The sequence below is a fragment of the Dyella sp. OK004 genome (assembly GCF_900114495.1).
Lineage (GTDB): Bacteria > Pseudomonadota > Gammaproteobacteria > Xanthomonadales > Rhodanobacteraceae > Dyella_D.
This window is the reverse complement of sequence record NZ_FOZI01000001.1, coordinates 438,566-462,629: the sequence shown is the minus strand read 5'-3', so window position 1 is coordinate 462,629 and position 24,064 is coordinate 438,566. Positions and strand designations below refer to the sequence as shown.

General features: G+C 63.5%; 16 protein-coding genes. 5 read left to right on the top strand and 11 right to left on the bottom strand.

Annotated features, from left to right (window positions below; all coding sequences use genetic code 11):
• Positions 1–71: 71 nt before the first annotated feature.
• Positions 72–209: a hypothetical protein gene (locus tag BM338_RS21550; protein ID WP_177229199.1), complete on the top strand. Its 138-nt coding sequence runs from the start codon at positions 72–74 to the stop codon at positions 207–209.
• 129 nt (positions 210–338) lie between these two features.
• Here the strand turns inward: BM338_RS21550 and BM338_RS01990 are convergent, their stop codons facing one another.
• From BM338_RS01990 to BM338_RS01970, 5 genes are all read right to left on the bottom strand, one after another.
• Positions 339–875 (bottom strand): gluconokinase, encoded by a 537-nt coding sequence (locus tag BM338_RS01990; RefSeq protein ID WP_090449092.1) that lies wholly within the window; start codon positions 873–875, stop codon positions 339–341.
• Positions 876–1,046: 171 nt separating this feature from the next.
• The gene (locus tag BM338_RS01985) at positions 1,047–2,264 is read right to left on the bottom strand and encodes an AGE family epimerase/isomerase (RefSeq protein ID WP_090449091.1); all 1,218 of its coding nucleotides are present in this window, start codon (positions 2,262–2,264) and stop codon (positions 1,047–1,049) included.
• Positions 2,261–3,238: a carbohydrate kinase family protein gene (locus BM338_RS01980; RefSeq protein ID WP_090449090.1), complete on the bottom strand. Its 978-nt coding sequence runs from the start codon at positions 3,236–3,238 to the stop codon at positions 2,261–2,263. The genes BM338_RS01985 and BM338_RS01980 overlap by 4 nt, the downstream gene beginning before the upstream one ends.
• Before the next feature lie 16 nt (positions 3,239–3,254).
• The gene (gene fucP, locus BM338_RS01975; protein WP_255367211.1) at positions 3,255–4,499 is read right to left on the bottom strand and encodes an L-fucose:H+ symporter permease; all 1,245 of its coding nucleotides are present in this window, start codon (positions 4,497–4,499) and stop codon (positions 3,255–3,257) included.
• Between the two features lie 110 nt (positions 4,500–4,609).
• Positions 4,610–5,656, bottom strand: coding sequence for a LacI family DNA-binding transcriptional regulator (locus tag BM338_RS01970; RefSeq protein ID WP_090449088.1), 1,047 nt, complete (start codon positions 5,654–5,656; stop codon positions 4,610–4,612).
• Between the two features lie 152 nt (positions 5,657–5,808).
• On the opposite strand from BM338_RS01970, the gene BM338_RS01965 reads away from it, so the two are divergent.
• The 4 genes from BM338_RS01965 (at position 5,809) to BM338_RS01950 (ending at position 12,471) form a co-directional block, all read left to right on the top strand.
• Entirely contained in the window at positions 5,809–8,142 is a 2,334-nt protein-coding gene (locus BM338_RS01965; protein ID WP_090449087.1) for a GH92 family glycosyl hydrolase, read from the top strand.
• A 482-nt stretch (positions 8,143–8,624) separates the two neighbouring features.
• The gene (locus BM338_RS01960) at positions 8,625–10,421 is read left to right on the top strand and encodes a sensor histidine kinase (protein ID WP_090449086.1); all 1,797 of its coding nucleotides are present in this window, start codon (positions 8,625–8,627) and stop codon (positions 10,419–10,421) included.
• Entirely contained in the window at positions 10,418–10,864 is a 447-nt protein-coding gene (locus BM338_RS01955; RefSeq protein WP_090449085.1) for a response regulator, read from the top strand. The genes BM338_RS01960 and BM338_RS01955 overlap by 4 nt, the downstream gene beginning before the upstream one ends.
• 35 nt (positions 10,865–10,899) lie before the next feature.
• Positions 10,900–12,471, top strand: coding sequence for a sensor histidine kinase (locus tag BM338_RS01950; protein ID WP_090449084.1), 1,572 nt, complete (start codon positions 10,900–10,902; stop codon positions 12,469–12,471).
• A gap of 491 nt (positions 12,472–12,962) precedes the next feature.
• Here the strand turns inward: BM338_RS01950 and BM338_RS01945 are convergent, their stop codons facing one another.
• The 6 genes from BM338_RS01945 to BM338_RS01920 form a co-directional block, all read right to left on the bottom strand.
• Positions 12,963–14,366, bottom strand: coding sequence for a sigma-54-dependent transcriptional regulator (locus BM338_RS01945; protein ID WP_090449083.1), 1,404 nt, complete (start codon positions 14,364–14,366; stop codon positions 12,963–12,965).
• Positions 14,367–14,460: 94 nt separating this feature from the next.
• On the bottom strand, positions 14,461–15,534 hold the full coding sequence (locus BM338_RS01940; RefSeq protein ID WP_090449082.1) for an alpha/beta hydrolase: 1,074 nt from the start codon (positions 15,532–15,534) through the stop codon (positions 14,461–14,463).
• 443 nt (positions 15,535–15,977) lie between these two features.
• Entirely contained in the window at positions 15,978–17,672 is a 1,695-nt protein-coding gene (locus BM338_RS01935; RefSeq protein WP_090449081.1) for a trehalase family glycosidase, read from the bottom strand.
• Between the two features lie 2 nt (positions 17,673–17,674).
• Complete coding sequence (locus BM338_RS01930) at positions 17,675–19,921, bottom strand: glycosyl hydrolase family 95 catalytic domain-containing protein (RefSeq protein WP_090450068.1); 2,247 nt, start codon at positions 19,919–19,921, stop codon at positions 17,675–17,677.
• Positions 19,922–19,990: 69 nt separating this feature from the next.
• Positions 19,991–21,256, bottom strand: a complete 1,266-nt coding sequence (locus BM338_RS01925; protein ID WP_255367165.1) for an MFS transporter — start codon at positions 21,254–21,256, stop codon at positions 19,991–19,993.
• 256 nt (positions 21,257–21,512) lie between these two features.
• Complete coding sequence (locus BM338_RS01920) at positions 21,513–24,053, bottom strand: TonB-dependent receptor (protein WP_090449080.1); 2,541 nt, start codon at positions 24,051–24,053, stop codon at positions 21,513–21,515.
• Positions 24,054–24,064: the final 11 nt, after the last annotated feature.

Here is a 24,064-nt window from a genome sequence, read left to right as displayed (position 1 = left end):
CACGCAGAATATGACGATGGCAGGGAGTCCGCTCCCTGCCATTTTTATTTGCCTTACGCCGCTACGCCTTCATGGCGGTGATGATTGCGATCATTGCGTCGCGCTTTACGCCGATGGAGGCCAGCATCACAGCGATCAACCGCATCGCGCGGCAGTTCGTCGGTGGCATCGCGCGACACGTCGCGCTGATTGTAGCAGCGCGTTCTTGAGGTACCGCGAGGCGTAGACGCAGCTAGGAAGGGCGTAACAAGCGGAGCCAAGAAAGCCTATGAAATTCGGTCTGCGCCAGCCAAATCCGGAGGCGCTCCCACTCGTGGCTTGCGGCCATCGAGTGTTCTTTAGTCGCCGACAGCTGCGATCTGCGATGAAGCCTGCCACCAGGCCACCGTCCGATCGATGATGACGGGCAGTGGGTCGGTGCCGTTTACGGTCAGCACATGAGGTTCGCCGGTCGGAGGCTCCAGGTCGCGGAATTGGCTGTCGACCAGGGCGACCGGCATGAAATGATTCGGGCGCTGGCCAACGCGTTCCGCTGCCGCTGCCAATGGCAGCTCAAGAAACACGAAGCCAAGATTCGGTACGGCGGCGCGCAATGCGTCGCGATAACGGCGCTTGAGCGCAGAACAGGTAAGCACGGCGATCTGATTGCTAGCGACTGCCTGCGCCAGCCCCTGACCCAATTGTTCAAGCCAGCCTTGGCGGTCGGCGTCGGTCAGGGCGATACCGGCTTTCATCTTGTGGATGTTCTGTTCGGGGTGGAACGCATCGCCTTCTATCAGATGAGCGCCGATGCGTTCGCACAAAGCCATTGCGACACTGGTTTTGCCGCAACCGGATACTCCCATCACCACGATGGCGCGCATGTTACTCGACATAACCGCACTTCCCTGAATCGGATGGCGCCGCGCAGGGCACATCATGGTCATGTGCCCTGGTCCATGCTGGAGCCTGTTTGAAATCTTCCAAGCAGCAGGGTGAGAAAGGCCAGATGGACGAATAGCCGGCTGCGGTTGAGCTTGCGCCTGGCGTTCTCCCGACAGGTTTTTTTAGGGCACTCCGCCCGCGCGAATCAACTCCATCACCTCATAGCACGCGCCCATGGTGTGATAGTCGGTTTTGCCCGCCGGACTTTTTTCATCGTCGTACTTGCGGTTGTCGCGGGTGAGGATGCGGTACCACGCCCCATAGCGGTGGTCGATGAAGTGCTGCCACGCATAACCCCATAGCTTCTCGTACCACTCGTCGTAGACGGCCAGGCCGGTGCGCGCATGCAGTAGTGCGGCAGCAGCCAGCGACTCCGCCTGCACCCAGAAGTACTTGTCGTCATCGCAGACATTGCCGTCGGGCGCGAAGCCGTAGCAGATGCCGCCGTGTTCGCTGTCCCATGCATGCGCAAGCGCGGCGTCGAAGAGGTGCTTGGCGGTGGGTACCAGCCAGTTCTCTTCGCGCCCGCGCTCCAGGAGCAGCGGCTCCATGATCAGCAGCAGCTTGGCCCACTCGGTCTGGTGGCCGGGCTGGAAGCCCCACGGGCGGAACAGGTGTTTGGGATCGTCGCGGTGGTAATCCCAGTCGATATTCCACTGTGCGTCGTAGTGCTCCCACACCAGCCCGTCACCCTTCGTGGCTTGGCGGCGCGTGATGTGATCGGCCAGCATCAGTGCGCGGTCGAGATAGCGCGGATCGTCGCTGGCCTGGTAGGCGGCCAGCATCGCTTCGCACATGTGCATGTTGGCGTTCTGGCCGCGGTAGCTGCTGAAGTTCCAGTGTTCGTCGGCTTCATCGCGGTAGAGGCCGGCGGCGGCATCCCAGTAGCGGTGCTCCAGCAGGCTCCAGGTTTCGTCCATCCATGTGGCGGCTTCGGTGATGCCGGCCTTGAGTGCGGTGGAGTAAGCGAGCAAGACGAAGGCGACACCGTAGGCATGGTTGGTGCGATCTTCCGGCTTGCCGTCGCGGATGGTCCAGGCGTAGCCGCCGGTTTCAGCGTTGCGATGCACGTCGCGCAGATAGCGCAGGCCGTGACGCACGGCTTCGAGATATTCAGGTTTCTCGAACTCGCGCCACGCCATCGCGTAGTTGAAAACGAAGCGCGTGCTGCTCACCAGATGGCGATGGCTGCGGTCGTAGATCGTGCCGTCGTCCTTGTAGTAGTGGAAAAAGCCGCCGGTGGGATCGATCGCGTGCGGATGGTAGAAGGCCATGGTCTGCGCGATGTGTTCGCGCAGAAACGCTTCGCTGCGGAAGTCGGGGCGGGCAGGGACGTTCATGCGTGTTGGTCCATGAAGGCAAGTACCTCGGCTTCGTCCGGCATGGCCGTGAACGAACCCAGGCGGGTCACAGTGAGGGCGCCACAGGCAGCGGCGAAGCGCAGCATCGCGTGCAGGCGCGGCAGTTCGGTAACGAGGTGGTCGAGCTGATCGGCGCCGGGTTCGATGGTGGCGAGGCCATGCAGTAGGCCGCCGACGAAAGCGTCGCCGGCGGCGGTGCTGTCCACCGTGGGCACGGCGTAGACCGGCATTTCGCCTTCCGCATCGGGATGGAACCAGCGCAGCGGTTTACCGGCGTCAGTGACGACGAGCAGGCGCGCACGGCCGCTCCACAAGCGTTCCAACGTGGCTTCTTCGCCATCAACGGCGAGCCACGCGAATTCTTCCGCGCTGAGCTTCACCACGTCGGCGAGATGCAGTGCGGGCCACAATAGCGGACGCGGGTCGACATCGCTTGGCCACAGTGCGGGGCGCAGGTTGAGATCGAAGCTGACCAACGCGCCGCCCGCGTGCGCGCGGCGCATGCCTTCGCGGGTCGCTTCGGCCAACGGCATCTCAGTCATGCTGTTGGAGCAGACGTGGAATACCGCGGCATCGCGGAAGCTTTCTTCGCGAAAGTGGGCAGGGCGGAACAGCAGGTCGGCCGAAGGCGGGCGATAGAAGCTGAAGCTGCGTTCGCCATGGCTATCGAGTGCGACGAAGGCCAGCGCCGTGTTGGCTTCATCGGTGCGCGCGACCGCGGAGGTGTCTACGCCCGCGCGCTGCAAGCTGTCCAGCAGAAAGTCACCGAACATGTCCTGCCCGAGCATGCCGGCGAAGGCTGCCGGCCCGCCGAGGCGGGCCACCGCGACCGCGACATTGGCCGGCGCACCGCCGGCGAAGGGAACGAAACTACGCGGGAAGCCCTGAGTGTCGCGGCCTTCGCTGTGAAAGTCGATCAGTGCTTCTCCGAAGCACAGGATGTTGCGTGACATTTAGGGTCCCTAGGTCTCAGTAAGAAGCGGCAACAGGGGTGTCGCTTTTGATCCGCGAACCGCGCAGACCGTAGAACACGATGTAGGCGTAGCAGAGCAGTGGCAGGAAGAACGCGTGCTGCACGCCGATGCGATCGGCGAACAGACCCTGCACATACGGCACGATCGCGCCGCCGACGATCGCCATGATCAGCAGGCTGGACGCCTTGCCGGTGAGCGGCCCCATGCGCTCGATGCCGAGCGAGAAGATGGTCGGGAACATGATCGAGTTGAACAGGCCGATCGACACTACGCTGTACACGGCAAGCTGGCCCTTGGTCAGCATGGTGGTGAGTACCAGCAGCATGTTGATAACCGCGAAGATCGCCAGCAGCTTGCGCGGCTGCAGCTTGGCCAGGAGTGCCGAGCCGATGAAGCGGCCGACCATGGCGCCACCCCAGTAATACGCCACGTAATTCGCCGCAGCTTGTTCGGTCATGTTGCCGATGTCCGGCGAGGACAGGTAGTTGACCAGGAAGCTGCCGATGGAAACCTCGCCACCGACGTAAAAGAAAATGCCCAGTACGCCGAACAGCACGTGTGGATGGCGCAGCGCGTCGAGCAGGGTGTGATGGCCGGTGTCGGCCTGCTCGGTGTTTTCCCTGAGCGTCGGCAGGCGGAACAGCCAGACGAAAACCGCGAGCAGGAACAGCACAATGGCCAGGCCGATATAAGGCCCTTGTACGACCTGTGCCTCGTGCGCGCGATAGGCGATTTGTTCGGCGGCGGGCAGCTGCGCGACCTGGTCGCCGGTCTTGATCACGGCGGACAGAATCAGCAGGCCGCCGAGCTTCGGCGCGAGGAAGGTGCCGAACGAATTCAGCGCCTGCGCCAGCGTGAGGCGGCTGGAGCTGGTCTTCTCGGGACCGAGCAGCGCGACATAGGGATTGGCCGCCACCTGCAGCACGGTGATGCCAGTGGCCAGCACGAACAGCGCGCCAAGGAACGCCGGGTAGGAGTGCATGCCCGCCGCCGGCCAGAAGCCCACCGCACCGACGCCGGCGATCGCCAGACCGGTGACGATGCCCTTCTTGTAACCGAGATGCGCCACCACACGTCCCGCCGGTAGCGACATCAGGAAATACGCGCCGAAGAAAGTGAACTGCACCAGCATCGCCTGCGCGTAGTTGAGCTCGAAGATCGCCTTCAGGTGCGGAATCAGAATGTCGTTGAGGCAGGTGAGAAAGCCCCACATGAAAAAGATCGTGGTGAGTACGCCCATCGCTACCGGGTAGTCGGTATAGCGCTCGTTGCCCACTCCCGCGACATTGGATGGGGAAGAAGGGGGCGGTGAGGCAAAAGCCATGGCGTAGTCCTCGTTCGGGGTCAGGATTAGCGCGGTGCGGCGCTGCTTTCGCGCACCACCAGGGTCACTGGAGCGACCGTGGTGGTGGCATCGGCTTGCGGTTTGCGCAGTCGGGCCAGCAATAGTTGCGCGGCCTGGCGGCCGCGGGCGCGTGGATCGGTGGCAAGCGTGGTCAGCGGCGGTGTGCTGAAAGCGGCTTCGGCCACGTCGTCGAAACCGGTAATGGCGAAGTCGCGGCCGGGATGCATGCCGCGCTGGTTGAGGCCAAGCATCAGGCCCAGCGCAACGGCGTCGTTGTAGCAGACCGCCGCAGTGGGTGCGGGCGTTGCGGTGAACAGCTCGCCGCAGGCGCGCACGGCATCCATGCGGGTAGGTGCGGTTTCCACGCGCCAGTGCGCCGCGATCGGCAGGTGGGCTGCGTTCATCGCATCCACGTAGCCGGCGTAGCGCTGGCGGCACGAGCTGGAATCGCGGTGACCGCCGTAGAAGGCGATGCGCTGGTGGCCCTGCGCAATCAGGTGTTGGGTGGCGAGGCGCGCGCCATGCTGGTTGTCCAGCATCAGGCGATCCCAGTGCGCGTATTCGGGCAGGCTGCCGCCAAGTTCGCGGTTGAACAGCAGCACCGGCGTCTGCGCGCCGACCGCGGCGAGCACCTGCTTAGCATCGCTGCCTTCGGCGGGCGACAGGATGATGCCGCCCGGGCCGTGTTCGATCAGCGAGCTGAGCACGGCCTGCTCGCGCTCCACCGATTCGCCGGTGTTGCCGAGCAGGGTGACGAAGCCGGCTTCGCCCAGGGTCTCGTCCACGCCGGACGCGAATTCGGCGAAGAACGGGTTGGCCAGCTCGTTCAGCACCAGGGCGATGCTGGACGACGTGCGGCGGCGCAGATTGGCGGCGGCACGGTTATAGACGTAACCTTGGCGGCGCAGCTCATCTTCCACCCGGGCACGGGTGTGTTTGTTCACCAGAGGGCTGCCGCGCAACACCAGGGACACGGTGGCGCGCGAAACGCCGCAACCGGCGGCGATGTCATTCAGGGTGATCTTGCGGCGGATCGAGGCAGTGCTGTCCATGGCCGGCTTTAGGTTGGTTAGAACGATCCAAAAGTAGTCGATCCGCCGCCGATAGTGATCTCGCACCGCAACATGCGGCCGGCTGGCCCCCAATGGTAGCTTCCATTCTTTGGAACGATCCAAACCCGTTTGGGGACATAGGGGAGAAAACGATGGCGAAGTTCCTTTCCCGGGCCTGCCTGCCAGCTTTGCTGGCCGCCGCAGTGTCGATGACCGGCCATGCTGCTACGCCCGCCGGACATGCGGCCGAGGTCGATCCGCGCATTGGTACCGGTGGCGATGGGCATACCTTTCCAGGCGCGACGGTGCCGTTTGGCATGATCCAGCTGTCCCCTGACACCGCCATGCCGGACTTCAAGCACGCCTATAAATGGGCGGCCGGTTACCAATACAACGACAGCAGCCTGCTGGGCTTCTCGCACACGCATTTCTCCGGCTCCGGCCATTCGGACCTGGGCGACGTGCTGGTGATGCCGATCGCCGGCGAGGTGCGGCTCGAGCAGGGCGACGTGGCCAAACCGGGCAGCGGCTATCGCTCGCGCTTCAGCCACGACAGCGAAAAAGTAGAAGCCGGCTACTACGCCGTCACCCTGAGCGACTATGGCGTACGCGCCGAGCTCACCGCCGGCCGCCGCGTCGGCTGGCATCGCTACACCTTCCCGGTAGGCAAGCCGGCGCATCTGCTGCTCGACTTGCGCCCGAGCATCTACGACTACCAGGGCAAAGTGCTGTGGTCGAACTTGCGCGTGCAGGAAGACGGCACCGTCACCGGCTGCCGCCAGACGCGCGGCTGGGCGCCGGGGCGCGAGCTGTGCTTCGCCATGCGTTTCTCGCAGCCGTTGCAGTCGCGGCATCTGTTCAACCGCGAAACTGACGTGCCGTATAAGGGCTTCAAAGGCCCCGGCTATCAGCCCGAGGACAAGGATGCGGAGCAGGGCCGCGCCTTGGTCGGCGTGTTCGACTTCGGCGCGCTGAAGCAGCCGCTGGGCGTGAAGGTGTCGATCTCATCGGTGAGCGAAGCCAACGCCATCGCCAATCTCGACAGCGAAGGCAAGGGCTGGGATTTCGACGCACGCCGCGCCGAGGCGCGCAGCGCCTGGGACAAGGTGCTGGCGGTGATCGACATCGACGCGCCGAAGGATCAGCGCACCAGCTTCTACACCTCGCTGTACCACGCGATGCTGTCACCCACGCTCAGCATGGACGTCAATGGCGACTATCGCGGGCCGGATAACGCCGTGCATCGCGCCGAAGGTTTCGAGTTCCATTCCACCTGGTCGCTGTGGGATGTGTATCGCGCGCAGCAGCCCTTGATGGTGCTGTTGCAGCCGCACCGCAGCGTGGACTTTGTGCGTTCGCTGATCGCCGCGCGCGAAGCGAGTCCGTTTGGCATCCTGCCGGTATGGGCCTATCAGGGCCTGGAGACGTGGTGCATGATCGGCTACCACGCCGTGCCAGTGATCGCCGACGCCTACGTCAAAGGCATCCGCGGCTTCGACGCCGATGCCGCGATGAAGGCGATGGTCGCCAGCGCCACCTACGCACCGTACGGCGGCCTGGGCGAATACATGAAGCTCGGCTACGTGCCGATCGACAAAGAACCTGAAGGCGCCTCCAAGACCCTCGAATATGCCTACGATGACTGGTCCATCGCACGCATGGCGAAGGCGATGGGGCGCGACGACATCGCCGCCACCTTCGACAAGCGCGCCGGCAACTGGCGCAACGCCTACGACCCGAAGACCGGTTTCATGCGCGCGCGCAAAACCGACGGCGCCTTCCGCGAACCGTTCAACCCCGACACCGCGGGCTACGGCAGCGACTACACCGAAGGCAACGCCTGGCAATACTCCTGGTACGTACCGCAGGACGTCGCCGGGCTGATCACGGCGATGGGGGGCGACGATGTCTTCGTAAAGAAACTCGACAGCGTGTTCGAGGCCAAGGTCGATCCCTCCCACTTCGCCAACGTCGAAGACATCACCGGCCTGATCGGCTGGTACGCCCACGGCAACGAACCCAGCCATCACCTGGCCTACCTCTACGACTACGCCGGCGCGCCGTGGCAAACGCAGAAGCGCCTGAAGCAAATCATGGACAGCCAATACGTCCCGCGCCCCGATGGCCTCGCCGGCAATGACGACCTCGGCCAGATGTCCGCCTGGTACATCTTCACCGCGCTCGGCTTCTACCCGGTGGCACCCGCCAGCGATGAATACGCCATCGGCCGCCCCTTCCTCTCACGCGCCGCACTGCATCTCGCAGACGGCAAAACCTTCACCATCACCGCCGCCCCCCTCGATGACGCCCACCCCTATATCGGCACCGTCACCCTCAACGGCAAACCGCTCGACCGCGTGTACCTTCACCACGGCGAGATACTCGCCGGTGGCGAACTCCACTTCACCATGCAGGCGGAGCCCAACCGTAGCTGGGGACAGAGCGCCGCCGCACGTCCTTCAGCGATGAGTGCATACAAGCCCTGATTGCAAGCGTGGAGGCGTAGTCGCAAGAGCGTTACCCCACCCCGACCCTCCCCTGCAAGCAGGGGAGGGAGCAAAGCTCTGCACAGTGGTGAGTGCTGGACGATCGGGCCAAGGAGAACCCATCTCGACGCCTGACACTGGAAAGGGCGTAGCTACGAAGCCCGCCGCTAGATCTTCAGGCCATTTCTCTTTGGTTACTTTCTCTTTGGGCCAGCAAAGAGAAAGTGACCCGGACCGCGGCAGCGGTTCGAAAGCCCGCGGCAGGCGAGCCCGGGCACGCAGACGCCAACCCGAGCGACAACGCCACTGGACCCCGGCCTACGCCGGGGTGACGAGAATGAGAGGCCATCGCAAACACCCACCCCTTTCCCCAAAAGAGAGAGGAAATACAAAAGGCTAACTGGCAGTCCCAAGACGATTCTGCAACCATCCCCCGCATGCCGCACCCCTCATGGAAGCACATGCCGGTCCCGCGCCCCCGCATGAGGGACCAGGTCGCCCTGCGCTGGCGTCTGGGAGGCCTGCTCGCCGCGGTACTGGTGATCGTGGCATTGCCCTACATCGTGACGCGCAGCGGCTCGCGCGATGCGCTCGAGGCGAACGCGCGCGTCACCCATTCCTCCGAAGTAAAGTCGCTCACCTATCGCATCGCCTACGTCACGCGCGATGGCGAGGCAGCCATGTATCGCCTGCTCGACGGCGACAAGAACCCCCAGGTGAAGCTGCGCGCCGACCGCGCCGGCAAAGAGATTCCCGAACTGCTCGCGCAGCTTCGCGACATGACCCGCGACAGTGAGGATCAGCAGTCGCGCATCGGTGCGCTGGGCAGCACCGTGAGCGGGCGCCTCGCACTGATGGACCAGTCGATGCTGCGCTTCCAGCGTGGCGACCTGCACGGCGCCAACGATGCACTGCACGACTCCGGCACCTTGTTCAACATGGACGACCTGATCGACGGCATCGTGCGCAGCGAGGACGCCACCTTGCTGGCGCGCCGTCAGGAGGCGCAGCAGGCCACCTTCAACAGCGGTCTCGCGCTGGCGATTACCGCGGCGGCGCAAATCCTGTTGCTGGCTATCGTGGTGATCGTGTCAGAGCGGCAGATCAGCCGCCGCCTGCGCGCGGAAGAACGCGAAGGGCAGGCAGTGCAGCGCTCGCAGCTGATCGTGCAGGCGGTGCGCGAACCGATCGCGCTGCTGGATGCCAGGCTCAGCACCCTGCTGGTCAACGCGGCCTTCGGTGAACTCTACGGATTGCCGTCGAACCATCCGCAATCGCTGTCGTTGACCGAGATCGGCGAAGGCGCCTGGCGCGACAGCGCGTTGCTGCAGCGACTCAACGACGTGCTCCTGCTCGATCGCGAGCTGTGGGACTACGAACTGATCCAGCGCACCGTCGATGGTGTCGACCGCCATGTGGTGATCAATGCGCGGCGCCTGCAGCAGGGCGAGGGCGGTGAGCCGGTGCTGCTGCTGACAGTGAGCGACGTCACCGCGCGCGCACTGGTCGAGCAGCAGGTGAAGGAACTCAACCGCCAGCTGGAAGGCAAGGTGGCGCAGGTTTCCGACGTGAACCGCGAGCTGGAGGCCTTCAGCTATTCGGTGTCGCACGACTTGCGCGCACCGCTGCGGCATATCGCCGGCTTCACCAGCAAGCTCAGCCAGCATCTAGGCGAGCAGGCGGACGAGAAGAGCCACCATTACATCGAGGTGATCAGCGACGCGGCGCGCCGTATGGCGCTGCTGATCGAGGATCTGCTGGTGTTCTCGCGCCTAGGCCGCGGCGCGCTGCGCCTGCAGCCGGTGGACATGCAATCGCTGGCCGAAGAGGCCCGCGTGCTGGCCGAGTCGGATGCGCCCGGGCGGCGTATCCACTGGGCCATCGCGCCGCTGCCCATCGTGATCGGCGACGAGAACATGTTGCGCACGGTGTGGCAGAACTTGCTGGGCAATGCGGTGAAGTACACCGGCAAGTGCGATGTGGCGCGCATCAGCGTGGACATGCACCGCAGCGGCAACGGCGACTACGAGTTTGTGGTTAACGACAACGGCGCCGGTTTCGACATGCAGTACGCCGGCAAACTGTTCGGCGTCTTCCAACGCCTGCACCGCGCTTCGGAGTTTCCCGGCAACGGCATCGGTCTGGCCAATGTGCGGCGCATCGTCTCGCGGCATGGCGGCAAAGTGTGGGCGGAAGCGCAGCCGGAGAAAGGGGCGCGTTTCCACTTCACCCTGCCCGCCTCCGATCTGGCGGACGCTTTCGCGCAGGAGCGGCAATGAACCAGCGCCACATACGTCCCATCCTCCTGGTGGAAGACAGTCAGGCTGACGCCGAGATGTCGATGGAGGCCCTGCGCGAAGCCAACCTGGTCAACGAAGTGGTCCATGTCGAAGACGGCGTGGACTGCCTCGACTATCTCTATTGTCGCGGCACCTGGGCCGATCGCGAGCCACTGGATCCGGCGGTGGTGCTGCTCGACATCAAGATGCCGCGCATGGATGGACTCGAAGTGCTCACGCATATGCGCGCCGACGAGCGCTTCCGGCGCGTGCCGGTGGTGATCCTGTCGTCGTCGCGCGAAGAGCGCGACCTGGCGCATAGTTGGGATCTGGGCGTGAATGCGTACGTGATCAAACCGGTCGACGTAGACCAGTTCTTCGAGGCGGTGCGCACGCTGGGCCGCTTCTGGGCTGTGTTGAACCAGGGGCCCGACGCCGATTGAGCGGCCGATTGAGTGGGTAGGGGATAGGTTTTCGTATGCCGGACAAGTTGAATCAGAGCCAGCCCAAGATACGGGTACTGCAGATCGAAGACAGCCTGCCCGATGCCGAGCTGGTGTTGTCCGAGCTGGAGGCCGATGCGATCGACTTCGAAGTGCGCCTGGTCGACGATGAGGTGAGTTATCTGCAGGCGCTGGAGCAGTTCAGGCCGCACATCGTCTTGTCCGATCTCAGCATGCCGGTGTTCTCCGGTGAGCGCGCGCTGGAACTGCTGCGCGATCGCGACCGCGATCTTCCCTTCATCTATGTCTCGGCCACGCTCGGTGAGGAAGCGGCCATCGCCGCGCTGCGCAACGGCGCCACCGACTACATCCTCAAACAAAACCCCGCGCGTCTCGCCAGCGCGGTGCGGCGCGCCCTGCGCGAAGCCGAGGCGCAGCGTGCGCAGCGGCATGCCGAGGCGGAGCTGGTCCGCGCGCAACGTTTCGAAAGCCTGGCGATGCTGGCCGGCGGACTCAGCCACGACTTGCGCAACCTGTTACAGCCGCTGCTGCTCGCGGGTGAAAGCCTGCAGGACTACCAGGACGATCCGCGCCTCGCGCGCCTGGGCAAGCTGGTGCGCGATTGCGGCAAGCGCGGCCTGGATATGGTGCAGTCCATGCTGTCCTTTGCGCGCGGCGCGCGGCGTGCCGAACAGGTGCGGCTCGGCGGTCTGCTCGACGCGCTCAAACTGCTATTGCAAGGCAGTGTGCCGAGGACGGTCAGTCTGGACGTAGTGGTGGACGATCCGGAGCTAAGCTTCTCCGGCAACCACACCGAGCTGCAGCAGTGCCTGCTCAACCTCTGCCTCAACGCGATCCAGGCCATGCCCGCCGGTGGCCGGTTGACGGTCGAAACCGCGCAGGCCTGGCTGCCCGCCGATTTCTTCCGCGAAGACGAAAACCGCGAAGAGTGCCGCTACCTGCGCCTGAGTGTGATCGACACCGGCGAAGGCATGGACAGCGAAGTGCTCGCCAGATTGTACGAACCGTTCTTCACCACCAAAGAAAGCGGCACCGGCCTGGGCTTGGTCTCCTGTCAGCGCATCATCGCCAGCCACGGCGGTGTGATGCGCGTCGAGAGCTCGCCCGGATCGGGCACGTGCTTCCATCTCTACATCCCGCTGACTGAGCTTGATGAAGGTACGGACAGCGCAGACGACAGCGGCCTGCAAGGCGAAGCCGAGCGTGTGCTGGTGGTGGTGGAGGAAGCGGCGCAGCTGTCGCTGCTGGTCGACACTCTCGATGCCTGGGGCTATCAGGCGCATGCCAGCCAGAGCGGTACCGCGGCGCTGCAATGGATCGAGGCGCATGGTGTGCCGGATCTGGTGGTGATGGATGCGGACATGAATCTGTTCACCGGTGTGCGCACGCTGGCGGCGTTGATCGATCACGGCTACCGGCGCGCGGTGTTGTTGTTGGCGCGGCCGGATGCGCCGCCGGATCTGGATGAGATGCCGGTGGTGGAGCATTTGTATTTGGTGGATAAGCCGGTGGCTACGGTGAGGTTGTTGAGGGTGGTCAGGGAGGCGTTGGAGGCTAGTGAGGGGGATGGGGTGCGCATCAACTAGCGTGTCTCTCTCGATGTTTTCCTTTTCCCTTCGGGAGAAGGTGGGTCTTAGGGCCGGATGAGGGTTCGGTGCTTGAGTCATCCCCCTATTTCGTCATTCCGGCGTAGGCTGGAATCCAGTGGCGTTATCGCTCGGTTTTAGCATCTGCGTGCCCGGGCTCGCCTGCCGCGGGCTTTCGAACCGCTGCCGCGGTCCGAGTCACTTTCTCTTTGCTGGCCCAAAGAGAAAGTAACCAAAGAGAAATGGCCTGAAGAGCAGGCGGTGTGCTTGGTAGCTGTGCCTTTTCCAGTGTCAGGCGTCGGGATGGTTTTCTTCGAGGTCTGATCATCTATCCCTCATCGAAGCGCAACAGCTCCCTCTCCCCTCTGGGGAGAGGGTTGGGGTGAGGGGTGGGTGCTCGAGATAACGCTTCTATTGCCGATGCCCGGCTTCAAGCGCATAAAAAAACGCACGCTTTCACGTGCGTTTTTTTGTTGCTGGATTCGTTTGCTTCAGTCGATACCCAGCTTCTTCAACTTGTACCGCAGCGCTCGAAACGTAATACCAAGCTTCTTCGCAGCGGCCGTCTTGTTGTATCTCGACTCTTCCAGCGCCTTGATGATCGCGGTGCGCTCGATGTTGCTGATGTAGTCGTCGAGGCCGCCGTCAGCGGTGGGGGCGGGTGCATGCGCGGGCGGTGGTGCGGTGTGTGTTGGTGCTGCAGCATGGGTCGCCGGTTGTTCGGCACGCGGTGTGCGCTGGGGCAGCATCAGGTCGATGGTGTCGATCTGGTCGCCGTCGCACATGGCCATGGCGCGTTCGAGGACGTTTTCGAGTTCGCGGACGTTGCCGGGGAAGTCGTAGGACTCGAGTGCCTGCTGGGCGTTGGGTAGCAGGCGGCCGGGGGCGCCGCCGCTTTTGACGGCGAGTTGGCGCAGGATGAAGTTGGAGAGCAGCGGGACGTCGCCGCGGCGTTCGCGCAGGGGCGGGACGCGCAGTTCGATGACGTTGATGCGGTAGAACAGGTCCTGGCGGAACTGGCCTTGTTCGACGAGCGCCGCGAGGTTTTTGTGGGTGGCGGAGAGGATGCGCACGTCCACCGGGATTTCTTCGCGCGCGCCGATGGGGCGTACAGCCTTTTCCTGGATGGCGCGCAGCAGTTTTACCTGCATGTGCAGCGGCAGTTCGGCGACTTCGTCGAGGAACAGGGTGCCGCCGTTGGCCGCCTGGAACAGGCCTTCCTTGTCGCTGACCGCGCCGGTGAAGCTGCCTTTGCGGTGGCCGAAGAATTCGCTTTCCATCAACTCCGACGGAATCGCGCCGCAGTTCACCGGCACGAACGGGCCGCTGGCGCGCGGACCTTGTTCGTGAATGAGGCGGGCGACGAGTTCCTTGCCGACGCCGGATTCGCCGGCGATGTATACCGGTGCCTGGTTGCGCGCGAGCTTGGTGATGGTGGAGCGCACTTGCTGCATGGCGGGCGAGTCGCCGATCAGGCGATCGCCGGAGCCGCCGGTCTTGGCGGTGGCGGCGTCGCTGCGCTTTTCTTCGGCCAGCTTCAGTGCGGTACGCACCAGCTGACGCAGCATCTGGATGTCGACCGGCTTGGAGACGAAATCGAAAGCGCCGGCCTTGAGCGCACTCACGGCGGCGTCGACGTTGCCGTAAGCGGTGATCATCGCCACCGGCATATCGGGATATTTGGTGGCGATCAGTTCGATCACTTCGTGCCCGTTGCCGTCGGGCAGGCGCATGTCGGTGAAGCAGAGGTCGTAGCTGCGATCTTCCAGCGCACGCCGCGCGTCGGTCACGGTGCCTACCGCATCCACCTGCAGGTCCATGCGACCGAGGGTGATGGTGAGCAGTTCGCGAATATCGCGTTCGTCGTCGATGACCAGAACGGTCTGTTGGCTCATGTCTTCAAGCTGGGCAGGGATTTGGGCTAGGAGGATACCCGCCGCTTCCCCCAGGGGCAAAGGCTGATTCCCTGCGGAATCAGCCTCATTCGCCTTAGTGCCCCAAATGGCGATCGAAGAACTTCACCATCACGGCGTAGGCGTCCCTGGATTCCGGCAGTTCCGGGTCGGAGAAGAAGGAGTGCCACATGCCATCCCACAGGTGCAGGTCGGTCTCCACGCCGGCCTGGTTGAGCAGCGTCTGGCTGCGGATCACGCTGCTCATGGCGAAATCGCGCGTGCCGCTGATCAACAACGTCGGCGGGAATTTCGCCAGCAGCGCGGGCGACACGCCGGGCATCACCAATGGGTCGGTGGGGCTCGCACCTTTGAAGTAGGGCAGGGATTCCAGCTTCAGCGGTGCGGTGGGCACAGGAGCGCCGTTGAGCAGCGGACCTACGTACGCAGAGTCGCCATCCATATTGACCACGGCGCCGCAGAACATGCCGATGGCGCCGGGCACGGGTAGTTTGCGGCTGATCAGGCGCGCCACTACTTCGCCAGTGAGTACGCCACCGGCGGAGCAGCCGTAGATGCCGATATTGGCCGGTTTGTACTGCTTGAGCAGTTCGCGATAGACCGCTTCCACGTCTTCACTGGCGGCGGGAAATACGTGTTCCGGGCCTTGCCGGTAATCCACGCTGATCACCTTGATGCGGCCCAGGCTGGCGACCGGAATCGCTTCGACGAGAGCACCACTGTGCGCGCCCCACAGAAAGCCGCCGCCATGCAGATTGATCAGCACGCGTGTGCGGTTGCTGGCGGCGATGCCTTGTTCTGGCTCCACTACATCCGTGCCGACACCCGCGATGCGCTCGGTGTGGATGCGCACGGGGTAGAGCTTGCGCATGCGTTCGGCGCGGTCGCTGTTGATCTTGTCGTAGAAGGCGCGGTTTTGTTCGATGGGGGCGGTGATGGGTGGGGCTTTGCTGCCCGTGGCCAGCATTTTGGGGAAGAAGGTGCGGGCTTCTTGGGAGGCGAAGGCGGAGTAGGGAATGTTTGCTGGTGTGACGGTGGTCACATTTGCGGTGGGGTTTGGGGTCGGGATGGACTCCTGGGCGGAGGCTGCGGGGGCCAATGCGGTGGCTATTAGCAGGGTTGCTGAGGCGACGATAGGAAGGTGGCACATGGTGGTTCCTCGTGAATGCTGAGGGCTTGCGATAGGCCCTCCTACTTCGTCATTCCGGCGAAGGCCGGAATCCAGAGTGGTGCGCTTAGATTGTCGTGTTGTCGCGACCGGGCTCGCCTGCCGCGGGCTTTCGAACCGCTGCCGCGGTCCGAGTCACTTTCTCTTTGCTGGCCCAAAGAGAAAGTAACCAAAGAGAAATGGCCTGAAAGCAGGCGGTGTGCTTTGTAGCTGCGCCTTTTCCAGTGTCAGGCGTCGGAATGGTTTTCCTCACGCTTCACTGAGGACTCGTCGCGGGCTCGCTGACGCATCGCTATTTGCTTGTGCTCCCTCCCCTGCTTGCGACGCGAAGCTAGTCCCGTGGGACAGGGGAGGGTGGGGAGGGGTAAGCCCTTGCGACAAGGCCACGTCATTTCTGCTCTTGCTCTCTCCCTCTCAGGGCAGCGTCATTTCGCGTGTTCTGTCACCTCGGCTTTCTCCGCAGGCTTCGCTTTCTGCAGAATTTCCTGCAACTTCAAATACACGCCATTGCTCCACCCAAAGCCCACCACGTTCTCGGTGTAGCCCGAGGTCACGCGCACGTCGGCGTTGCCTTTGGCCATGTTGTATTTCTCGCGGATGGTGCCGTCGGTGGCGTAGCTGCGGTCGAGGGTGGCGTTGAATTTGGCGGCGAGGCGGCGGGCGTCGTCGTGGAAGCCGTAGGCGTCGAGGCCCGAGATGGTGAGCCAGTTGGTGGGGGCCCAGCCGAAGGGGTCGTTCCACTGGGCGCCGCTGGGCTGGTTGTCCATGGCGAGTCCGCCCATGCGTTCGAAGACGGCGAGTTTGTCGCGCACGGCGGCGGCTTGTTCTTTGGAGGCAGCGCCGGCCCATAGCGGGTAGTAGGTGGTTAGATACGGCGCGGCGGAGGGCTTGCCGGCGATGAAGTCGTAGTCGCGATACATGCCCAGCTCGGGACGCCACAGGTATTTGTCCATCGCTTGCTTGCGCGCTTCGGCGGCTTTGGCCCAGCGTTCGGCGTCGTCGACTTTGCCGAGTTGCAGGGCGAAGTCGTGCAGATCGCGTTCGTAGCGGTAGAGCAGGCTGTTCAAGTCGACGGCGGCGTAGTGGTGGGTGGAGCCGCCGAAGGGGCCGAAGTGGAAGTTGGTGTCGAAGCCGGATTCGCGCATGGCGCGGTCGCCGTGGAAGTAGTCGACGCTCAGGCGGCGGCCGTCCATCCACGCGCCGGCGCAGACTTTGGAGGCGCGCACGTCGCAGCTTTCTTTCTTCAGGCGTGCCGCTTCGGCGTCGTCGGGATGTTCGCTGCCTTTGACCAGATAACCGGGATCGTCGGACGGGTGCGCGAGCAGCCACTTGATCACGCCGAGGTAGAAAGAGCTGTCCTGCGCTTCCAGCACGGGGCCGTTGCCCAAGTCGTAGTAGCGCGCGAGACCGGTGTCGCCGGCGCGGTGTTCCGGGCGGATCCAGATGTCGTGGTTGCGCACCGCGAGCGGGTAGGCCTTGGCTAGCCAATCGCGCTTTTCGTCGTCGCTGCGGAAGCTTTTGGGATCGGACAGCACGACCGCCATCATCGCGGAGAGGAATGGCGGCTGTGAGCGGCTGAGGTAATAGGTGCGGTTGGCGTTGAGCACGCCGCCGTAGTGCTCGACCTCGAACAGCGCGTTGTCGGTCATGTTGCGCGCCAGCTCGGTGCGATGGTCGGCATTGAGGCCGAGCACGATGAAGTAACTGTCCCAGCCATACATCTCGTTGAAGAAGCCGCCGGGTACTACATACGGATGCGGCAGATAGAGCAGGCCCTGTGCGGGCAGTTGCGTGGCATCGATATCGCCCAGCTGCCGGATCGGGTGCGGCAGCGGGCGCATGTCGACTTTGCAGCGTTTGGCGACTTCCACCATCGCTGCGGGGGCAGGTAGCTGGGCCGGTAGATACAACACCGGTTTCGCCTTGATCTTGGGATCGCCCAGTGCGGCGCAGTCATCCATCGAGCGCGTGAGCGTGGTCCAGGTCCGGTCGATGTAGCTACGCGTCTTCGCCGGGTCCGGTGCGTCCTTCGCCACCGCTGTAGCGGCGAGGGAGCAGGTGAGTAGCAGTGCGGCGAACCGCAGGCCGGTGTTCGGGGATGAAGCGCGTCGCTGGTTCATGGCTATAACTCCTTGCGGACTAGCTTGGCTTTGCCGTCGGCAGCATGGTCGATGCGGATGTCATAACGCTTACCGCGGAAATGGATGTTCTTGAGCGTGAGCGATTTCCACTCCGGCGGTAGCGTGGGTGCATAGGCCTCGGTAAGACCCTTGTCGTCGACGCGCAGGCCGCTGAGGCCGTACACGAAGCTCTGCACGAAACCGGCCGAGGTGGCGAGGATGTAGCCGGCGTTGTTGGCGACGGTCTCGGTGCGGACATTGAACGGCGGTTTGAGGAAGCCGATCAGGTTGCGATGGATCCATTCGCCGGCGCTCTTGCCATCGCCCAGCTGGGCGGCACCGACAGCGAGCATCACCATCATCATTTCGTTCGGGTCGTCGCCATGCACCTTCAGTTCGTGCAACTGGAAGTCGAAGTTGTTGCGGCGTACCTGCGGCGACATCGGCAGGTCCAGATTGGGGTACATCAGCCACACCAGCGAGGAGCCCATCCAGGTGATCTTGTCGTGTGGCACCGAGGCATCGAAGTCGAGGTGGCGCTGTTCCTTCTCGTCGAACGGGATGTACATCTTGGCGACGATATCGGCCCACTGCGGTTCTGGCGTGGCGCCGACTTTCTTGGCCGCCTCTATGGCAATGGTCAGCGCCTTGCGCGCGGCAGCATTGGTGAAGGAGTCGTTCGGCACGTCGTCGTAGGCCTCGTCGGGCGAGGTGACGTGATGGATCTCGTAGCGGTCGTGCGCCTTGTCGTAGGTGACGCGACTGCTCCAGAACTCGGCGATCTCGCGGATGACCGGCCAGCCGTACTGCTTCAGCCACGCGTCGTCGCCGGTGGCGAGGTAGTACTGCCACTGCGCAATGGCGATATCGGCGTTGACGTGAATTTCGCGGAACACGCCGTAGGCGAAGTGCGGCGTGTAATCCACGCCGGTCTCAGGATCGGCCTCCCACGGATACATGGTGCCCTTCACGCCGTACTGCTTCGCGCGTTCGCGTGCGGGCTGCATGGTGCGGGCGCGGAACATCACGATCGGCTTGGCGCGCTCGGGATGCAGCAGGAGCAGGGCAGGGAATACCCACGAGTCGCTGTCCCAGAACGCATGGCCGGCGTAGCCTGGCGTCAGCGCACAGGCGCCCATCGGCCAGGCGGTACCGCTGGTGGAGTTGGAGAGCAGGTAATACAGGTCGGAGTGAACCGCCTGCTGCACCTTGGCATCGCCTTCAATGACGATGTCCGACTTCCACAGTGCATGCCATGCCGTCTGATGTGCGGCGAGCAGCTTGTCGAAGCCGGTCTGGCGCGCAGTTCTGGCCATCGCCACGGCGTCCTTGGCGTCGCCGCCCCAGTTCTGGCGGGTCAGTGCGACGTACTTGGTGAAGTCGTAGGTGTGGCCCTTCTGCACCTTCGCGGTGATGTTGAGCGAAAGACGGTCCGGGCCTTTTTCCAGCTTGGCGCTTTCGATGACCAGATCCTTGGGCAGGCTGATCGCTGCGGCCTCGGCCATGCTCAGGCCCTGTTCGGCGCGGCCGTCCAGCCATAGCGTGAGGTCCTTGGCGTCGCCGTCGCTGGAGAGCACATGCGTCATGCCGCGATACCACACGGCGGCGCGGTCCGGCGTGGGCACGGGTTTGTTGTCCAGGCTCTGTCCGCTGGCGATCACGGCAGCGATCATCTCGTCGCCGGTCATCTTGGCGATGGGGAAGCGCGGCTGATACTCCGACCACAGGCGGATCGGAAAGGTGATCTGCACGCTGCCATCAAACTGGGGCGTGATTGAGAGTCGCGTGGCGGCCAGGTGCTGCGCATCCTGGCTGACGAAGGTGCTGACTTTCACGTCGGTGGACTTATTGGCGTATGCGAAGCGGTAGCGCGTGCTGAGCGTGCCGTCGTGCATGTCCAGGGTCTGTGCGTAGTCGGTGAAGATTTCCTTGGCGAGGCGCGTGGAGTTGAGCCAGCCGCCGCCCTGGTTGTAGTCGATCTCGCTCCAGCCGGGGATGGCGGCGGGGCGCGCGATGTCGTCCTTGGCGTAATCCATGAATGCGACCATGTAGCCCATGTTGGGCTCGGTGCCGCGCGGCGAGGTCATGGTGGAGAAATAGCCGTTGGCGAGATAGCTGGGGAAGTAGCTGTCGAAATTCGCCGCAGTCCCGGTGAGCACGAAGCTCGGATCGGTCTGGCTGGATGCCGGTGCGGCAAAAGCGGCCGTGAGTAAGAGCAGGCCGGCAAGGCCCAGGCTACGACGTTTCATCACATCTCCCATCAGTAGTTCCTTGTTTGCCCGAACTGGTTTGTAGGTAGCGCTATGACGGCGCGCGGTTTACTCCGCGGCCAGGTCGACGGTGGCTGGCGCCACCGCGTTGGCGCGGTCGGCTTCGCGCTTGAAGAAGAACAGCGCGATCAGCACCAGGGTCATCGGCACCAGCGAAAAATAGAAGGCGTGAATGCCGCCGAAGCTGGAAAACACCACGGCGGTGATGCGCGATCCCAGCGTGCCGCCCAGCGCGGAGAAGATCACAATTAGTCCGGTCATCGCCGCATGCATCGGCTTGGGCAACGAGCTGAGTGCGACGGAGTTGATCACCGGATAGATCGGCGCCATCAGCAAGCCGATCAGCGGCAACAGATAGGCGGCCAGTGGCGCATTGAGCCAGCCCACGTCGGGGCGGGCCACGGTGTGCTGCGCCAACGGCAGCGCGATGACCACCAGCAGACCCATGCCGATCACGCAGATATTCAGCAGCGTGTGCCAGTGCATGCGGCGCAGCACCTGGCCGGCAGCGATGCGGCCGATGGCGGTGGTGCCGGCCAGGATGCTGGCGACCTGGATGCTCATCGCATTCGGCAGCTTGAGGATCTCGTTGTTGAAGGTCGGCAGCCAGGTGCCGAAGCTCTGTTCGATCAGCACATAGAGGAAGGCCGAGATCAGGAACACGTAGACCAGCGGGCGCATCAGCAGCCGCATCATCGCGGCCACCGAGCCGCCCAGCGAGTCGGTGCGCGCGCTGTGCGCGGCGGACTCGTCGAGCCGGGTGGTGGAGAGCAGCACGAAGACCAGCACGCATAGTACGGCGAGGACCCAGTACACGCGGAACCATATCGGATTGGCCGGCTCGGCATGATCGATGAAGGCGCTGAACAGCCAGCCGCTGATCAGCACGCCGAACATGAAGAGGCCCTCGATGGTGTTGGTCAGCCGGCTGTGCTCGGTCTTGTTTGTTGTGAGCAGGCCGATCGAGGAATACACCGAGACCTTGGTCAGGGCGAAGGCAATGCCGACGCAGGTAAACAGCAGCTCAGTGGTATGGAAATTGGGGTAGAGCGGCATCAGTGCACAGGCGCAGCCGACGATGGCGAGTGCGATCATCATCGCGCGCCGATAGCCGATCAGCGGCAGGAACGAGGCGACCAGGAACGAGGTGATCGCGATCGGCAGATCCTTGAAGAACTCCAGCAGGCTCGCCTGCGGCTTGTCGATGCCGAAGGTGTGGATCGACTGCAGGATCACCGTGCCCACGCTGTTGAGCAGGATCGCGAACACGATGTAGATGAGGGACAGCGCGGCGATCATGCGGAAACGGGTCATGGGTGTCTCTGCGGTCGGTCGAGCATGGTGGTCAAAAACATGGCCCGGATCGTGAGGGGAGTACCGCGATCCGGGCCATCCGCCGCGAACGGCGAACCTGAAATCAATCCATCGGAGCCATCTATAGCTCCTCCCCCTGCTCGCAGGGGGAGGTTGGGAGGGGGTAAGCCCTTGGGATAGCGCTGCACACTTGAGGGCTTCACCCCACCCCAGTCCTCCCCTGCTGCACGCAGGGGAGGGAGCGTCGAGCGATTGCTTAGAACTTGTACTTCACCTGGAAATTGACTTCACGTCCCTCCAGCGGGCGGGCCAGGATCACGCCACTCGAACCGGCCGCGGAACCGAAGATGCGCGAGTTGCTCTCGGTCAGGCCCAGTTCGTTGGTGATATTGGTGCCCTGCAGGCGCAGTTCCCAGTTCTGTTCCACATTCGCCACGATGCCGAAATCCCAGGTGTTATACGAGCCCAGCTGCTGCAAGGCCGACTGGTCCTGGGTATGCGGACCGACGTGGGTGTAGGTGACAAAGGCCGTGATGTCGCCCCATGGGAACAGGAAGCGGTAGCTCGGCATCAGCATGTAGCGGAACTTCGGCTGGCGCTGCAGCTGCTTGCCGTTGATGAAGGCACAGCCGTTGCCGACCACCTGGTTGACGTAAGGGATGCAGGCTGAGTAATGCGAGTAGTGGCCGTCGAGATAGTTGGCGACCACCTGCACTTTCAGGTTGTCGATCGGCATCACCGCGCCGCTCAGGTTGATGCCCTTGGAGTCCGAGCCGTACAGCAGCTGGCTTCCATTGGGGGCGCCGGCGGCATTGGTGGGCTGGTACGGCAGGCCGCTGAACTGGCGGTGGTAGATGGTGATGTCGGCGTAGACCAGCTGCGACTGGTATTTGAAGCCCGCCTCGAAGTTCTGCACCTTCTGCAGCGGCGGCGTGTTGCCGGTGGTATTGCCGCGCAGCGCGTTGTCGAAGTCGCCGAAATGCACGCCCTTGTTGACGCGGCCGTACACGCTCATGTTGTCAGCGAGCTCGTAGTTCGCGCCGACGGTCCACGAGGTATGGGTCTTGTCGTACTTGGTGGTGGCGAAGGTGCCGTCGCATACCGGCGTCTTGTTGTCGTACAGCGTGTTCGGATTGCCATCCAGGTCGACGTTGTGGAGGTTGCACACGTTCAACGTCGAATCCTGGTTCTCGACGCGCGCGGAGGCGTCGAACAGCCAGGGGCCGACGCGCCAGGAGTCGGACAGGTAGAACGCCTTGTTGGTCGATTTGCCGTTCTGCGCGATGTTGTACGCGCCGTAGTCAAGGAAGCCCTGGTAGTCAGTAACGGCCTTGCCGTTGCCGACGACCTGGATCGGCCGCGCATTGGGCGTATTGGTCATCAGCATCTGATTACCCAGCGCCCACTTGTCGTTCATGGTGTAGTGCGCGAGATACACGCCTGCGGTCAGCGTATTGCCTTCGAATATTTCCTTGCTGAGGCGGAAGTCGTTGTTCATGTTCTTCAGGTGCTTGTGGATGTACCACCAGCCCTGATGGATCACACTCTGGTTCGGATCAACGACGCCGCCACCATTGACGTAGGTCGCCGTGGCCGACCCGACCGGTATGCCCTGGGCTGGCAGGCCCAGCCCGCCAAGGTCGGTCGAGGTGTTATAGAGCATGTTGTTGAGCGTGTCCGGATTCGAACCAGAGAACAGCGCGTTCGTATCCATGTCGCCCTGGTTGAGCAGGAACTTGTCAGAGATGCTCCAGCCGCCGCTCAGGTCGTAGTCGAAGTTGCCGCCGAAGAAGTTCATCTTCGCGCCGCGGCCGTTGGCCAGGTTGGCGCTAGTGCCGCCGCCGGGATAGCCGGGCAGGTTCACGTGCTGGATGTACTTGCTGTAGTACGTGTCGGTGAGCGGATCGAAGCCGGGATAGGCCGAGAACTGGTCACTGCCGTGCTGAATCAGCGGGATCGGCGTGATGAACTGGTTGCGGTCGTTGAGCACGCGCGCGTACAGCATCAACGAGCCGTTATCCATGGTGTGCGACAGCGTGGCGGTGAACTGGCCGCCCTTGTCCGCGCTGAACTGCGGGCTGCGCACGCCGTCCGACTTGCGCCAGAAACCACCGACGCTACCGAACCAGTTGTCGGCGACCTTGAAGCCGAGGAAGCCGTCGCCGCGCCACAGACCTTCATTGCCGTAAGTAAGGCCGATGCTGCCGGATGGCTTGGCGGTGCCCTGCTTCAACATGAAATTGGCGGTGGCGCCGACCTGACCGTCGCCGAATACCACCGACGGACCGCCCTGCAGAATTTCCACGCGCTCGATGGTGTCGTCGAGTCGGAACATGGACGTCTGCTCGAAGAACGACAGCGTCGGCATGCCGTAGAGCGGCGAGCCCATCAGCTGGGTGGTGAAGTAGGGCGCGTCGCCGCCACCGGGGAAGCCGGCGATCTCGATGTTGGCGCCAGTCTGGCCGCCAGTGGATTCGGGCCACAGGCCGGGCGAGATCTTCAGCAGATCCGCGGTGCTCTTCGGGTTGGCTTCCTTGATCTGCTCCGCGGTGGCGGCGGTGATCGAGTAGCTGGCATCGATCTTCTTTATGCCGCCCACGTTGGCCGCGCCGGTGACTACCACTTGTTCCAGTGTTTTCGGCGGTGCCTTGGGTGCCTTCTGGTCCGGCTGTGCGTTGTTCTGTGCGTTGGCTGGCGGCGGTGTCTGCGCGCTGTCCTGCGCATAGACCGGGCCTAGCGTGAGCGCGGTGACGATCGCCGCGGCCAACAACTGTCGAGTGAAGCCTTGACTACTCATGGTCGTACCTC